The following is a 14461-nucleotide window of genomic DNA, read 5'->3' as shown; positions in this document are numbered from 1 at the left end:
CTCGGCTACCTGCCGTTCGCGCAGTCGGGCGGTCAGCTGCTGTTCCACCTGATCAGCCGGCTCTACGAGACCACCTCGATCGTGGTGACGACCAACCTGGCGTTCGGGGAGTGGCCGAGCGTGTTTGCCGGCGACGACGGCGCCGCTCGATCGGCTGAAGGCGAGAGGGAGCGGTCGACGACGGCCAGATCCTCGTCATGGATCCCAGCGCCCTTCATCGACCAGCCACGAACCCGCCAGATGAAGGTGGCGGGCGGGTTGGGCACGAGCCAGCGCGGCAGCTCGAGCGCGCCTTCGATGAAGTCCTCGGCGGGGCTCGGGAACCCGGCGCAGAGCGTCGGGAGCATGAACGGGATCCGCACGAGCCCGCTGTCATCCGCCGCCTCCCCACCGACCCGACAGAGATTCACGATTCGCCCTCCGCGATGGAACATAAAGAGAACAACAGGCGCGGGAGGTTCCCGGTCAAGGTCGAGCTTCTGGCTTATGTGAAGCGGGGATGGTGGGCTCAGGAGATCGTGATGAGCATGTGTGGGTGGCGATCAAAGTCAGAAATCAATGCTGCAGGACGATGCGCCGTCAGTTGTGTGGCTGAATTGATACAGACACAATTTGCAACAAGTCTCATATTCGTCGTCGCGCCGTCGGACGCATTTCGACGAACATAAATATTATAAATGCTATTGTAATCCAATAGCAGATATAGGGAGCATGATATGTCTTCGGGTCCGACTCCATCTGTTTCTACGACAAAACTCTATTTCGTGCAACAAACTCCGGGGACATCACGTTATACAATTAATAGTGGTTTAGATTTCAACTATACCATTACAGACGTCCCAGATGGTCCATCCGACAATACCGCGCTCTTAGAGGCAAGCGGCAGAGATACCATACAACTGACGGGACCAAATGCCGCAAGCAGCGGGCAAGGCATCTATCTCGGAAACACAAGCAATCCAGGAGATATTTTCGTTTTCAGCGGAGGACAAACCACCTTACTTTCGAACAATACGTATTCCAATGGAACCGTTCTCAATATTCAGACGGGAAGCACACCTCTCTGCTTTTGCGACGGCACGTTGATCCGCACGACCCGGGGCGAAGTCGCCGTCGAGCAGCTTCGGATCGGCGATGTCGCTGTCACGGCCTCCGGTATGCGCCGCCCAATCCGGTGGATTGGCAGCCGCCACCTCTGCGGGGGGAGCAATAGCCTACAGCACGACCAGCAGCCCATCCGCATTCGCGCCGGCGCCTTCGGCCAGGGCCTGCCCACCCGCGACCTGCGCCTTTCTCCCGGTCATCCCGTGCTCGTTGGTGCCGACGAGAAGGGCGAGGGTGGCCACCTCGTCCCGGTAATGTGCCTGATCAACGGCACCACCATCGCGCGCGAGCCGGCTTCCGCCGTCACCTACTGGCACGTCGAGCTGGACGCCCACGACATCCTGCTCGCCGAGGGCCTGGCGGCCGAGAGCTACCTCGACTGGGGCGACCGGCCGTTCTTCACGGAGGGCTCCGACCACGCCCTGCACAACCCCGACTTCGTCGTGCCGGGGCTCTCCGCCCGCTGCCGGCCGGTGGCGGTCGAGGGACCGGTGGTCGAGGCCGAGCGGGCGCGGCTCTCGGCGGTGTTCGCCCACAGCCTCGGCGCGGCCTGCGCCTGGGACGAGGCCGGCCGCTTCGCCTGGATCGCCGCGTAGGCCAAGGCATGAAAAAGCCCCGCTCGGCGGCTGCCGGCGGGGCTGAAGGCGGGGTCTCGGGTCTGGAAATCCGGTGAGGTAACCGCCCAACGGCGAGGCGGGTTCCCGCCGGTCAGTCGTGGCCGTGATGGCGAACCTGCTCCCGGTCGATGCTGCGCAGCAATTCGGTCTGTGCCATCAGCTGGTCTCGTGAAACTCGCCCGCATTCCGCGATCCGGGCCAGGTGCTCGACCTGCTGCCGGCCGATCTCCCGCAGGTCACGCAGGATGTTCAGGTACTCGGCCGGCCCCTGCAGGTGCACCATGGCGTCACCCACCGAACCGGGCGCCGGGGGCGGCACCTCGTACTTGTCCTTGTTGGCCCGCAGCACCATGCCGACACAGGTGACGGCCACGACACCGCCGACGAAGACCAGCAGCGCCGGCATCGACGAGAGCAGGGGGAGCAGTGCGATCAGGTGCTCCATGCTACTTCACACGCTCCAGCGCAGCGAGGGCCCGGCCGAGCCGCGACCTGCGATCCACCGCGTCGAGGCGGGCCACGTAGCACGAGATCGCCTCGAAGATGGTCAGGGTCCCGAAGACCGGGATGACGAAGGACGGCGCCTCGGCCGTGAAGGCGTCGACCACCAGGGCGAGGGTCAGCTGGCCCATCACCAGGGCGCCGAGCGCCGAGCACACCGCCCGGACGTTGGCGCCGTTCGGCTTGGTGATTCCGTTGTTGATGTGGCCGTTCAGCCAGAGGGCGGTGACGCGCAGCACGCCCACCGCCCCGAAGAAGAAGGCCATGTTGCCCTCGTTGAAGCCGACCTCGGCGATCGGCTTCAGGGCGGCGCGCTCCATGGTGTCGCCCGGCATCGCGAGCGTCACGGCGATCAGCAGCATCATGATCGCCATGGCCCACTCGAACAGGCGGTTGAAGCTGTAGGCGCCCGCCGGGTGGGCGGGCGTGCTCGGGCCGGCGGGGAAGAGCATGGCGGCCGCCCTACCGCAACGTCGCCGGGAGAGCAGCGATGACGGGCGCCAGGGTGTTGCGCTTGTTGGCGCCGTCTTCGAGGTTGAGCTTGCGGAACACGATCTCGGCGAGGCCGGCCTGCCCGCCGGCCGCCTCGAGCGCCTTCGCCGGCGCTGCGTCGACCGCCCGCTGCACGGCTTTGGCGATCACCTGCGAGCCGAGATTGACCGACAGCTTGCCCTCCTTCACCGCCCCGGGCACCGCGTTGATGGCGTACTCGGTCACGGCGTTCGCCATCTGCTCGACCCGGGCCTTGGTCAGGAACAGCGCGGCCCAGGGGTAGACCTTGCGAATGGCCTGGATCGCGTAGGCGGCGATCGCCGGGATGGCGGCGGTGATGACGATCTCCCGGACGAGTTCGATCCAGGGGGCGGCCGACAGCGTGACGCGGGTAACATCTCCGCGGCATGCCTCCGGCTCCAGGCCGAGATGCTGGAATGGTCGTCCGGTCACGTGCGGGATCCGAACCGATTCGACGGCTCGATCCGCAGCCTGTCGCGGCGCTACCAGACCGACCCGGAGAGCCCGTTCGACCGCCGGCTCGAGCACACCGCCCGGGAGAAGGATGCTCATGTGCTCGGGCTGATCGAGAGGACCGTCGGCGATCGGCTGGTGCCGTCCGTGAAGCTGGCCGATCTCTGGCGCTGGTACGATGCGGCGAAGAAACCCAATGCACCCGGCCGGCCCGAGCGTATCCGACGCGCCTGGGGCGTCATGAAGAAGCTCCGCGAGCTGTTCTCCTACGGCGTGGCGGCCGAACTTGATGGCTGCGCCCCGGTCCGGGATATCCTCGCCGAGGTCCGCTTCCCGCAGCCGGCTCGGCGCCGCACCACTCTCGACCTCGACCATGTCGCGGCCTTCATCCCGAAGGCGATCGAGATGGGGCGCATCTCCCTGGCGCTCGCGACCGCGATCCAGTTCGATGCCGTCATGCGGCAGAAGGACGTGGTGGGCGAGTGGGAGCCGATCCCGGAGGGTGAAGCGCGGACCGGCATCGTGCTCAACGGCCGGCGCTGAGTGAATGGCCTAACCTGGGCGGGCGTGGTGCTCGACGGGGTGACCCGCAAGGCGACAACGAAGACCGGCGCGATGATCGCGCACGATTTCTCCCTCTGCCCACATGTCCAGCAGGTCGCCGCCCAGATCCCGTTCGAGCAGCGCGTCGGTCCGCTCATCATTGATGAACAGCAAGGTCGTCCCCACGCCGGAGACGCCTTTCAGCGCGAGTGGCGCAAGGTGGCCCGGGCGGCCGGCATTCCGGATCACATCTGGAACAAGGATGCGCGGGCAGGCGCCATCACCGAAGCCGAGGATGCAGGAGCCGATCTCGACGCGATTCGAGCCACTGCTGCCCACACCGATGCGAAGACTACGGCCCGCTACTCGCGTGGTGCGGTCGGAAAGTCGCGAACTGTGGCGGAGCTGCGACTTACCCATCGAGCGCTGAAGAACAGCGCCTTAACGAACATGAGGACCGCGATGGGGACCATGGGGTCCACGAGATCAGCGGCAGACCGTCAAAAAAGCTGACGCTTCAACGGCTTGTATGGAGCGGGCGATCGGGATCGAACCGACGACATTCAGCTTGGGAAGCTTTAGAGGCGGGTTTTCGGGCACCCGCGAAACCTGTTAACCACCCGAACCAACTCCCTCATATTAAATGCATTTCTTGCGCCTCTGCGCAGTCCGCTGCGTTGCCGCCGCCTCCGGGGCCGTGTTGTATCCCCGTTGTATCCCATGCGGAGGGCACGGTGGCGAAGGCGAAGGAGCGAGGCGGGTACGAGCGCGAGCGCGTCCATCTCACGGCCGATGCCGTGGCGCGGGCGATGCGGCTGATCGACGAGGGACGGGTCCCGGGCCGGGGCATCGAGTTCGCCGACACGGCCAAGGACGCGACCGGCCTGACGCTGCGTGTCACGAAGGCCAGCGGCACCTGGTACCTGCGCCACCGCCGGGGGACGATCCGGCTCGGGGGCGTCGACGTGATGGACCTGCAGGCCGCGCGGATCGCCGCGGCCCGCGCGCGCCTCGACTTCGCCGCCGGGTTCGACCCGAAGTTCGACGCCGAGATCTTCGAGCGGTCCCTCGGCGAGGGCACGTCCCTGCCCGAGGCGGTCGAGCTCGCCTACCCCCCGTTCGAGCCTCGCCGGCCGGAGCGAACGCAGGAGGACCGCCGGCGCAACGGGCCTTGGGAGTGGAGGGATCTCGTCGCCCTCTTCCTGGAGCATCACCTGCCAACCCTTCGCGAGGGCTGGGACAGCCAGTACGAGCGCGCCCTTCGCCTGCCGGAGTTCGCCGAGATCGCGGAGACGCCGGTCTGCGATGTCACGCTCGCGGACTTCGAGCGCGTGCGGGACGCCCTGGTTCGGAACCAGGCTCCGAGCACGGCATCCCGGGCGATGGCGAACGCCCGCGCAGCGCTCGATTGGGGTCACAGCGATCATTCCGGGCTCTGCGGCTGGACGGAGCAGGATGTTCCGTGGTGGTCCAACCGCGCCAAGGTCCGGTACAAGGCGGGAACACGCGAGCACACGCCGACGGTCACCGAGCTCGTTCGGACGATCCTCGTCGCGGAGCACTGCCGGGCGCTTGGCGGCACGGACCAGGAGACGACGCCCGGCACGATCGCGGCCCTATGGGCTGTCGTCCTGACCGCGCAGCGGACCGGCGCGCTTGGCGGCACCCGGCGGGATGGCGTCATCCCCGTGCCCGACCACCCCGGCTGGCTCGCCTGGACTTGGACCGGCGAGGAGATGAAGGGGGGTACGAGCGCAGCTCGCCCGCACGGCCTCCCGATCCCGCCCGAGGCATTGGCTGTCCTCGCCCGGTTCGAGCGGGAGAACGATAGCAACTGGATGTTCCCGAGCCGGGCGAGCGGCAAGCACGTCACCTCCGATGGCCTGAACCAGCTCCTCTACCGTCTCCAGGGAAAGACGAAGGCGGGCAAGAAGGGCGCCGTCACCGTCCGCAAGCGGGACTGGCTGAGGCTCGTCGGGGTCCGGCATTGGACCCCGCACGATGCCCGCCGGACGCTCTCATCCTACCTCGCGGACGAGGAGCTCGGCGGCGCCGGCAGCGCGATCTTGGCGCACAGCACCGGCAAGAAGGATGATGAAGACGCCAGGGTTCAAGACATCACGCGAAGGGTCTACGCCAGGGCTCAGCGATTTCCGCTGAAGGCCAGGGGAATGGCGGTATGGGTCCGGCACGTGCTGGAAGCCTACGAGCGCGAGCGCCCGATCGTCGAGCGGATGCTGCGGGCGGCCCCGCCGGTCGAGGCGCCCGAGCCCACGCCGGATCCCGAGCCCGTCATGCGCGGGCCGGGCCGGCCGAAGAAGCCCAAAGCGGAGAGGAAGCCCCGCCGATGAGCCCCCCCTCCCCTCGGGTGTGTCCGCTCACCGGACAGACCCCCGCCCTTGCGGCGAGCCGACGACCCTCCGTACCCGCCGGGCTTGCCCCGGGTCCAGGCCAGCGCGAGGATGCCTCTCTGCAGGGAGGGGCGCGTGGGCGATCTGAGGGAGGAAGTCCAGCAGGGGACGTTGCAGCGAATGCAAGAGGCCCTCGCCAGAGTGGACGCGAAGATGGAGGAGGTGCGCGCCGAGCGCCATCGCCTGGCTGCCTCAATAAGGGAAGTAGAGGGGCTGCCATCTGGCCAAGAGGAGGCCCTCCTCGCGATAGTCCGCCTGCACGCTGACGGCGAGCTCGTCGTCTCGGCACCGGGATCGCCCCCGCACCGCATCGTCGCCATCCGTGAGAAGCTACCCTGGGCCGCTGCACAGCGTGTCGCCGAGCTTGTCAACGAAGCTTTGCAGGCGAGGGGGCGATCCGTTTGCGGAGAGCGCTGAGCTTTATGTCGCTACAAGGTGGAGCGCTGGCGGAGATCCCTACCACCTCCGCATCAAGGATTTTTTCTGAACAGCCTCGATTGTGTCGCCAGCGTCACGACCGGCCAGGGAACCCTTTTGCTGGGTGGCCTCGGGGTTGGTACGCACTTGAGCTTCGGCTCACTCCAGTTTCTAAACGCTGGGGACAGGGCGCCTGACCGGCGTCTCGATGGAAGAGGTTCGGCTGGATCGGCACCACGATTGAGCCTAAGGTGCTGCGTGGAGCGCGGGTCGAATGCCGAACAAAAAAATCCTTCTCCTGGAGCCTGGGTATCGGAATAAGTACCCACCCCTGGGCTTGATGAAGATTGCGCAATATCATGGACCGAACGGCAAGAAAGACCAAGTCCACTTTGTGAAGGGCGTCGACCGATCGCTTATGACGACGGCGTGGGATCGGATCTATATAACCACGCTGTTCTCGTTCGAATTTAAGACGATCGCTGAAACGGTAGATTTCGCGGTCGACCTCGTCCAGGGGCAAACGCAACGGATCTTCGTCGGCGGGATTGCTGCATCCCTGATGCACGAGAAGTTCCTGGCCGAGCCAAGGTGGCGCGGCATCCGGTTCATCAAAGGCCTTCTAGACAAGGCGCCCGCCACCTCCCTCGACCTCGATGCCTTCGACGGCGATTTTTACGCCGACGACACGGCGGGCAAGCCAATCGAGGACCTCATCCCCGATTACGACATCCTCGACCAGTCAAGCTACAGGTACCCTGTCCGCGACGCCTACTTCGCCTACGCGAGCCGCGGCTGCATCCGGAAGTGCCACTTCTGCGGCGTGCCGAAGCTGGAGGGGGCGCAACGGGACGCGACGCCACTGACGGAGTTCGTCCGCGGCGTCGACGCGCTGTACGGACCGAAGCGCGACCTCATCCTAATGGACAACAACGTTGTCGCTTCGGCGCGCTTCAAGGAAATCATCGCCGAGATCCGCGACCTTGGCTTCCTGCCAGGCGCTAAGCTCAAGCGGGAGGGGGAGCGGGTCCCATCCCAGCGGCGGGTCGACTTCAACCAAGGCGTCGATGCTCGCATCCTGAGCAAGGACAGGATGTACCTACGCGAGCTGTCTTCGATCTGCCTCAGCCCCCTCAGGATCGCGTTCGACCACCTCGGACTAAAAGACCCCTACGAGAAGGCGGTTCGCTACGCGCACGAGTTCGGGCTGAACGATTTATCGAACTACATGCTCTACAACTTCCACGACAGCCCGCAGGACCTGTTTGAGCGCATGTTCCTGAACGTGCGCCTCAACGAGGAACTTGGCATCCGGATCTACTCGTTCCCGATGCGATACCAGCCGACGAACCTGCCGGACCGGTCACACATCGGAGCGAAGTGGAATAGGTACTATCTTCGCTCGGTCCAAACGGTGCTTCAGGCCACGCACGGCGTGGTCTCGGGGGAACCGGACTTCTACAAGGCCGCGTTCGGGGGCAGCCACGAGGCCTTCGAGGAGATCCTCTCCCGCCCCCACCACATGATCTTCAACCGCCACTATTATGAGAAGTACGAGGGCCAGGGCGAGTTTAACGAGTTCCAGGCTGCTTCCGCGAAGCTCTCCCCTTCCGAGCGCGCAGAGCTTCTCGCCTTCCTATCCGAACGTAACCCGGCGGAGTATGCCCGCGACCTGAGGGATCTTCCGCCAAGCATCGCACGCGTCGCGCGCTTCTACCCGCCTCTTTCGAAGGACCGGGAGCTTGCCATTCGGCGAGTGCAGAAGTCGCGGCTGAAGAACGAGCCTGTGGTCGACATCCGGCTCACCGTCGAGGAGGTTGTGGAGGACGCTGGCCTCGACGACGACGGCATCTTGCCGGCAGAGACCTCGCCGCCCGAAACGACACGCCGCCGGCCGAGGCAGGCGAAGGAGGCCGCCTGATGAAGCCCAGCGTTGTTCAGGGGCGGGACCCCGCTCGCAGCTCGGCACGGGTCGAGGAGGACGTCGTCCGGATCGGGAAGGACGTTATCGAGCTCATCACGTCCGGGATGTACGTCTCGCCGGTCACGATCTACCGCGAGTACCTCCAGAACGGTGCTGACGCCATCGACGCGGCCCGGAAGGCGGGACTGCTGGCCCCCGATCAAAGGGGCGACGTCGACATCAAAATCGACCACGGCACCCGCTCGGTCACCATCCGCGACAACGGGATCGGCATCCCTCCGAAGGAGGCTGTCTCGATCCTGCTGGCCATTGGCGGCTCGCCCAAGCGCGGCTCGTCCGCGCGCGGCTACCGAGGTGTCGGTCGCCTGTCCGGACTTGCCTATTGCCGGGAGCTGGAGTTTCGCACCAAGGCCGCGGGCGAGACCTCGGTCGTCTCGGTAACCTGGGACTGCCGGCTCCTCCGCAGCCGTCTCGCGGATGGAACGTTCGGGGGCGACCTGCGGCGGATCGTGGCGGACGCGATTTCGATCCACTACGAAATGGCCTACGAGCCGGACGATCACTTCTTCGAGGTGGTCATGCGCGACGTCGCGCGGCATCGCCAGGACATGCTTCTAAATGAGAAGCTAATTGGGCAGTACCTCGGCCAAGTCGGTCCAGTGCCCTTCAATCCAGCCTTCTCGTCGACGGAAATCGAGGCACATCTCGCACGACACGGGGCTCGGGTCCCGCCCGTTAACCTAACTATCCAGGGTGAGCCGATCTACCGGCCCTATCTCGACGAGATGACAGTCCCGGGGACGACCGTCCCACTCCGGATTGAGAGTATCGAGCTGCTGGAGTTTGCCGACGTAGATGGGGAGGTCGGAGCTGTCGGATGGCTCGGACATCACGGCTACACTCGCAGCATTCCGGTCGGCCTCGGCGTGCGAGGGCTTCGTGGGCGGATCGGGGACATTCAAATCGGTGAAGCAAATCTCTTCGAGGACGTCTTCAAAGAGACCCGTTTCAATGGCTGGACCATCGGCGAGATCCACGTGTTGGATCGTCGCATCATACCCAACGCCCGGCGTGACAACTTCGAGGTCACACACCACTCCTATAACCTACTCGCGCAGATCGGTCCGGTCACGTCTCAGATTGCTCACCGATGCCGCACGTCTTCCGTGTCCCGGAACGCGGCACAGATTGTAAGGAACGTGCTCGCGGAAGTAGACGCCCGCTTGGCAGAGGATAGGCCCTTCGACCCGGCCGAGGCATCACGACTTCGATCGTCGGTCATCAGAGCGGAGGTCAAGCTGAAGGGAGTGGTCGAGGAGGATGACCGAATGGAGCTGGCGGCCGGTCTTGCGAGTGCTAGCTCCGAGCTGTCCGCAATCCGCCCAGCTGCCGGCGCATCAGTAATTGCCCTCGACGAGGCACTCGCGCTCATCACAAAGACGGTCACGAATAGAGATCAAGCAAAAAAGCTAGCGGAATTGTTCCGCCAGCTCTGCGGTTGATTAATCCTCACTCCGCCGCATTCGACGATGCGGCGGCCTCCTCTGGAGAGGGCTCAGGGGCAGGCTCGCTAAGATAGCGCTTGCCCGTCACAAGCTTCTCGCCTTCGCCGATGTGCTTCTTTACGAGGACATAGACTTCTCTTACGAACTCAACATCGACCTTGGAGAGCGGCCCCTTCTCTGCGTGATGAGTTACTGTGCGGGCCTTGTTAAGACGACCAAGCCAACGGACCAGCGTTGCCTTCTTCCCCTTGCCCATGAAGTTGTAGTGATCCTTGAAAAGGTCCCAATTCTCACTATAAATTACTATGTCCGAGTAATTCGCAAACGTGAGAAATTGCCAGCGATCGTGCTCGCCTTGCTGATCGTTATAGCGAGCATCACAGTCTTTCCTGATCGACGATGGCACGCCTTGCAGCCACCATTTATCTTTTGCCAAGCCGTATTTTGCCTGAAGACGTTCCAATACATCATCGTAGATGATTTTATTCATCTCATCGATCATGTCTTTAGCTTCTTTCGTGCCCTCTACGTCGCGGCTTGCCATGTAGTCCACGACCTCTGGCAATCGAAAATCCTCCTTCGCCTCGTGAATTAGGCTCAGCATCTGAAAGCAGTTTTGGTCGACGCTCTGTAGAGAGCTGCCACGATTGCGAAAGCGGCTAATGCTGCTGGCGTCGGCTGTCTTAAAAAAATCAACGACTGGCTGGACGTATGGTTCAACTAGTTCAATAATGTCCTCCGCATCCAGACTTTCACAGTTGGCTCCCTCTTTGTGTTCGGCGAAGGCCATGACCCTCCGAAACACTTGCAAAAGCGCCCGAATACCGTTATTCGTACAGAGGAAGCCACCCTTAGCGTCTCCCAACTCCCAGTGCGAAGGCACCTGAGAGGCGAACAGGTTCAGGTAAAGGGAAACGGTTTTAACGGCCTTCTCCATGGACGCCTTTGGATCCCCGGTGGCGTCGGAAAGGCGTCCAGCCTTTATGCTAGCTGTCTTGCTCGCAGTCTGCCTGTGGATCGTTCCCAGCAAAGACTGGCTACCCATGCCGTCGGAAATAGACGGAAGCGAGAGGCACCGGAAGGCTGTGCGCTCCTGGCCGGTAGTCGCGATCCGCCCCTTGATTGGCGACCGTTTGTCCTTGTTCAGCTGAAGGGCAGTACGGGCTAGCAGGGCGTCGAGTTGTCGCTTAGGGTCGGGATCCTCGATGTTAAGACCTGAAATGATCTCTTCGACAAGAGCTCGTTGGACGCGCACCTGCTGGGTGTTGATGTCAACGAAAAGTTTGATCTCGTCCTTTATAGGCAAATTCTCATATGCCAGCACTGTAATGACTGATTTATCGCTCTCCGGTCCACGGCTTGCATGCGCGTACCCATAAAGCCTATGCTGACCATCGATCACCCAGGCTGACCCATATTTACCGGGGAGAGTTAGTATTCCCGTCGAAGTGTCATCAAATTTTTCTTTAGGGTCAAAATTCAATTTGCCATCTATTTTTAAATTGATAACAATGTTAGTTGGGAACTTGCCACCATCATCTATATATGCGCCAATTGCCTTTAGCCGCGGCCCTTTTACCATTCGTTGATAAGTCTCGAAGTCATCGTTTGATACTGCCGAGCGATGACTAATGTAAGATATCTTCAAAAGATCATGGGGAGAAATTACAAAATTGTAGAAAGTTGTCCCGCCCATGAACCCTTTGGTCGCGGGGACTTGTGTTCGAAGTCCTTCGACCTTTTCGCCGAAGAAATACCTTCCGAGAAACTGATAACGAGCAGCATGCTTCAGCAGCCCAGTTAATTTCTCATAATATTCGAAGTCAGAATCATCGATAATTCCAATATTGTTCTCGGTTGCTCTATCCCTATCGGCTTTACGCCACTCAACATTCCTAGTCGCAATGGCAAATTTTACCTTGAGTTTTGGATCCTTGCCGAACTGCTTGTGAACGGCATTGATCACATCCTGGCGAAAACCGCAAATTTTGTCGATGAGTGCCTTGACCGACTTGGAGCCTGCCTCCTTGGAATGGGTGCACTCTACAATAATTGCAGTCTCGTCATCTTTAGCAAAGACGTCCAATTGACGTGCCGGAGCGCTCGGTCCCGTCTGAATGAGGAACTGGCGGCCTTCGTTGAGTGTCTTGAACCCCATCCGATACAGCATGCACCAGATGTCGTCTTCAAGTTGACGATCGATGGATTTATTCTTGTAGAGACGTACGGACCTCGCATTCTCGCGAAGCACCTCCCAACCATCAGCCTTCTCACCGGCGACCTTGAGCTCTAGAGCTTCTAAGCTCGATGCCCCAATAGTTTTTTCGTCATAAGGCTTTGACTTGGAGTTATAAACTTTCTGCAGCTCCTCGCCATCGACGAGACCGACCAGCACGTCCGGCATGAAATGACCCTTGTCCCCCAGACGCGGCTTCCGCGTTCGCTTGGGCTGCGATCTTAGATGTAGAGCCTATCCCAGTCCGATGGTGCTCCTGTGTTGCAACGTATCCACAACCTTCATCGTTTTTGAGACAGGCAACTCGGGCTCCACCGATCCGTTCGCGTTGCCGAGTCCCACGCAGGTAACAGCTTTTTGCAAGCCAAGATGTGGGTTTCGGTAACCAACCATGTCAAAGACCCTTGCCTGCTCGAACAGCCCAGGGCATCGTGAGTGTTCACCCAGCAGAGAGTAGATCTCGTGATGGCCGCTCGCATGAAACGGAAACCGACCGCCGCCGCCTGAGCCTTCGCTCGGCGTGCCAATGCGCGTCCTCGTTTCAGAGAGCCTCACGATGACTACCGGCTACACGCAGGCGTCGGCTATCCGCGCGCTGCTCCTCGACCCGTCCCCCGTCTGCGGTCCCCGCGAGCCGCGGTCGCCCCTGCCGCTGCGCGAGAGGCAGTTCGGCGGCGAGTTCCTCCTCTGGGACGCACGCGCCGACCTGTGCGCGGCCTTGCAGCCGCTCACGAAGCGCGAGGACCTCCCTCACGGCGAGTGTCGGCTGGCCGTCCAAGCGGCGCTCACGCGGCCGAGCGCATCGACTGCGCTGCGGGCCGAGCGGGCGCTGCTCGCGGCATGCGAGCGCAAGGGCGTGCCGGATCACCTGTCGTCCCCGATGTACGACATCGCCATGGTGATGCCCTACCACGCGGCCGCCTTCGGCAGCGCGGAGGCGGCCGCCCGTATCAGCGCGCGCTCGCTCGATACGGCATGGCTGCATCTGCGCGGCGGCGACCTCGGGCGTGGCTGGCTCGCCCTGCGTGCCGCGCTGCTCTGGGCAAGCGACGCGCAAGAAGATCTCCGCGACGTCAAGTATGTTCCGCGGCCGAACTTCGATCGCCTGACAGCATTCGACCTCCAAGCCTTGTCGTTCGCCCGCGCATTCGCAGTCATCGCGAAGGCTGAAAGGATGATCCAGGACGAGGATGCGATCCTGCGCGGGGGCGCGGGGGCACAGGGCGGAGCCGCGCCCGAGGTCGACGACCTGCCGGGGTTGGAGGAGCTGTCGAGCCTGGGCGAGTACCTCGCTGCGGCGAGCGAGCCTGCGCCTCAGCCTCCTCCGGCAGCCCGGCCGGCGCTGTCGCTGGTTGTGATCCCGTCGCTGAAGCATCTGCCTCAGCCGATGAAGCACGCGCAGGAGCGGGGGGACAGCCCGAGGGCCCTTGGCGAGCCGTGGGCAGAAAAGCCGATGCCGCTGACGGCGGCGCCGGATCCTGCCGCTTATGCGGCACGGCTGCGGGCTCGCTTCCCGTGGGCCGGCGAGGCGATCGAGGCGTACGCCGGGGATCTCGCCGGCGCCCCGTTCGCGCGGCTCGCGCCCCGGATCCTCGTCGGGCCCGCGGGCCTCGGAAAGACGGCATTCGCGCGGGCAGCCGTCGAGGAGGCTGGTCTCGACGTGACCGTCTACGCGGCCGCGGGCCAGATGGATGGCGGCTCGTTCGCAGGGACGTCCAGGCAGTGGAACTCCTGGCGGCCGTCGGTCCCCGCGCAGGCCTGCCTGCGCCTCGGCAAGGCGTCCCACGGGATCGTCGTGGACGAAGTCGAGAAGGCAGGCGACAGCAGGCGATGGGGAAGGCTCGACGAGACCCTGCTCGCGTTCCTGGAGCGGGGAAGCACGGCGAAGGCGGTCCACGATCCAGCGTTCGAGTGCGCCCTCGACCTGTCGGCGGTCAGCTACGTCCTGACCGCGAACGCGCTCGACAGCCTCGCCGGGCCCCTGAGGGATCGGTGCGGGATCCTGCATTGGCCTGCCCCGCGCGCCGAGGATCTGCCGATCGTCGCGACGGCGATCCTCGACGAGATCCGCCGCGACCGGGGACTCGACGAAGTCTGGTGCCCGGGGCTCGACGGGAACGAGCTCGATGCGCTGACGGCCTGGCGCGGGGGCAGCCTGCGGCCGCTCCGGCGGATGGTGGAGGCGGTGGTGGCGGCCCGCGAGGCATTCGCCCGCTCGATGCCGAACTGAGGGGCGG

12 protein-coding genes and 2 pseudogenes are annotated in these 14461 nt (G+C 63.3%); 9 read left to right on the top strand and 5 right to left on the bottom strand.

Annotation, left to right across the window (positions count from 1 at the left end; genetic code table 11):
• Nucleotides 1-135 (top strand): annotated as a pseudogene (locus V3T34_RS18435) (ATP-binding protein); the annotation flags it as partial.
• 23 nt (nucleotides 136-158) lie between these two features.
• On the opposite strand, the pseudogene V3T34_RS18430 reads toward V3T34_RS18435, so the two are convergent.
• Nucleotides 159-410: pseudogene (locus V3T34_RS18430) on the bottom strand (LexA family protein); the annotation flags it as partial.
• Between the two features lie 306 nt (nucleotides 411-716).
• On the opposite strand from V3T34_RS18430, the gene V3T34_RS18425 reads away from it, so the two are divergent.
• Entirely contained in the window at nucleotides 717-1700 is a 984-nt protein-coding gene (locus V3T34_RS18425) for a Hint domain-containing protein (RefSeq protein WP_305078383.1), read from the top strand.
• 112 nt (nucleotides 1701-1812) lie between these two features.
• On the opposite strand, the gene V3T34_RS18420 is transcribed toward V3T34_RS18425, so the two are convergent.
• From V3T34_RS18420 to V3T34_RS18410, 3 genes are read right to left on the bottom strand one after another with little or no spacing between them, the layout of a single operon-like run.
• The gene (locus V3T34_RS18420; protein ID WP_305078384.1) at nucleotides 1813-2166 is read right to left on the bottom strand and encodes a hypothetical protein; all 354 of its coding nucleotides are present in this window, start codon (nucleotides 2164-2166) and stop codon (nucleotides 1813-1815) included.
• A 1-nt stretch (nucleotide 2167) separates the two neighbouring features.
• A complete protein-coding gene (locus tag V3T34_RS18415) occupies nucleotides 2168-2674 on the bottom strand; it encodes a hypothetical protein (protein WP_305078385.1) in 507 nt (168 codons plus the stop codon).
• A gap of 10 nt (nucleotides 2675-2684) precedes the next feature.
• Nucleotides 2685-3167, bottom strand: coding sequence for a hypothetical protein (locus V3T34_RS18410; RefSeq protein ID WP_305078386.1), 483 nt, complete (start codon nucleotides 3165-3167; stop codon nucleotides 2685-2687).
• Between V3T34_RS18410 and V3T34_RS18405 the strand changes: the two genes are divergently transcribed.
• The 6 genes from V3T34_RS18405 (at nucleotide 3168) to V3T34_RS18380 (ending at nucleotide 9985) form a co-directional block, all read left to right on the top strand.
• Nucleotides 3168-3731 (top strand): hypothetical protein, encoded by a 564-nt coding sequence (locus tag V3T34_RS18405; protein WP_305078387.1) that lies wholly within the window; start codon nucleotides 3168-3170, stop codon nucleotides 3729-3731.
• Between the two features lie 39 nt (nucleotides 3732-3770).
• A complete protein-coding gene (locus tag V3T34_RS18400) occupies nucleotides 3771-4244 on the top strand; it encodes a hypothetical protein (protein WP_331369262.1) in 474 nt (157 codons plus the stop codon).
• Nucleotides 4245-4465: 221 nt separating this feature from the next.
• Nucleotides 4466-6082, top strand: a complete 1617-nt coding sequence (locus V3T34_RS18395) for a tyrosine-type recombinase/integrase (protein ID WP_305078389.1) — start codon at nucleotides 4466-4468, stop codon at nucleotides 6080-6082.
• Nucleotides 6083-6217: 135 nt separating this feature from the next.
• A complete protein-coding gene (locus tag V3T34_RS18390) occupies nucleotides 6218-6559 on the top strand; it encodes a hypothetical protein (protein WP_305078390.1) in 342 nt (113 codons plus the stop codon).
• A 274-nt stretch (nucleotides 6560-6833) separates the two neighbouring features.
• Entirely contained in the window at nucleotides 6834-8480 is a 1647-nt protein-coding gene (locus V3T34_RS18385; RefSeq protein ID WP_305078391.1) for a radical SAM protein, read from the top strand.
• On the top strand, nucleotides 8480-9985 hold the full coding sequence (locus tag V3T34_RS18380) for an ATP-binding protein (RefSeq protein ID WP_305078392.1): 1506 nt from the start codon (nucleotides 8480-8482) through the stop codon (nucleotides 9983-9985). The genes V3T34_RS18385 and V3T34_RS18380 overlap by 1 nt, the downstream gene beginning before the upstream one ends.
• Nucleotides 9986-9992: 7 nt before the next feature.
• On the opposite strand, the gene V3T34_RS18375 is transcribed toward V3T34_RS18380, so the two are convergent.
• Nucleotides 9993-12392, bottom strand: coding sequence for a DGQHR domain-containing protein (locus V3T34_RS18375; protein ID WP_305078393.1), 2400 nt, complete (start codon nucleotides 12390-12392; stop codon nucleotides 9993-9995).
• Nucleotides 12393-12780: 388 nt separating this feature from the next.
• Between V3T34_RS18375 and V3T34_RS18370 the strand changes: the two genes are divergently transcribed.
• Nucleotides 12781-14454 (top strand): AAA family ATPase, encoded by a 1674-nt coding sequence (locus tag V3T34_RS18370; RefSeq protein ID WP_305078394.1) that lies wholly within the window; start codon nucleotides 12781-12783, stop codon nucleotides 14452-14454.
• Nucleotides 14455-14461 lie beyond the last annotated feature (7 nt).

Source organism: Methylobacterium ajmalii (genome assembly GCF_036448855.1).
Classification (GTDB): domain Bacteria; phylum Pseudomonadota; class Alphaproteobacteria; order Rhizobiales; family Beijerinckiaceae; genus Methylobacterium; species Methylobacterium ajmalii.
This window is presented reverse-complemented; position numbering and strand designations above follow the sequence as displayed.

What these genes read in the sequence shown, in the direction of transcription:
- V3T34_RS18420 (WP_305078384.1), bottom strand. Translation starts at nt 2,166, where the DNA reads ATGGAGCACCTGATCGCACTGCTCCCCCTGCTCTCGTCGATGCCGGCG.
- V3T34_RS18380 (WP_305078392.1), top strand. Translation starts at nt 8,480, where the DNA reads ATGAAGCCCAGCGTTGTTCAGGGGCGGGACCCCGCTCGCAGCTCGGCA.
- V3T34_RS18425 (WP_305078383.1), top strand. Translation starts at nt 717, where the DNA reads ATGTCTTCGGGTCCGACTCCATCTGTTTCTACGACAAAACTCTATTTC.
- V3T34_RS18370 (WP_305078394.1), top strand. Translation starts at nt 12,781, where the DNA reads ATGACTACCGGCTACACGCAGGCGTCGGCTATCCGCGCGCTGCTCCTC.
- V3T34_RS18415 (WP_305078385.1), bottom strand. Translation starts at nt 2,674, where the DNA reads ATGCTCTTCCCCGCCGGCCCGAGCACGCCCGCCCACCCGGCGGGCGCC.
- V3T34_RS18375 (WP_305078393.1), bottom strand. Translation starts at nt 12,392, where the DNA reads ATGCCGGACGTGCTGGTCGGTCTCGTCGATGGCGAGGAGCTGCAGAAA.
- V3T34_RS18385 (WP_305078391.1), top strand. Translation starts at nt 6,834, where the DNA reads ATGCCGAACAAAAAAATCCTTCTCCTGGAGCCTGGGTATCGGAATAAG.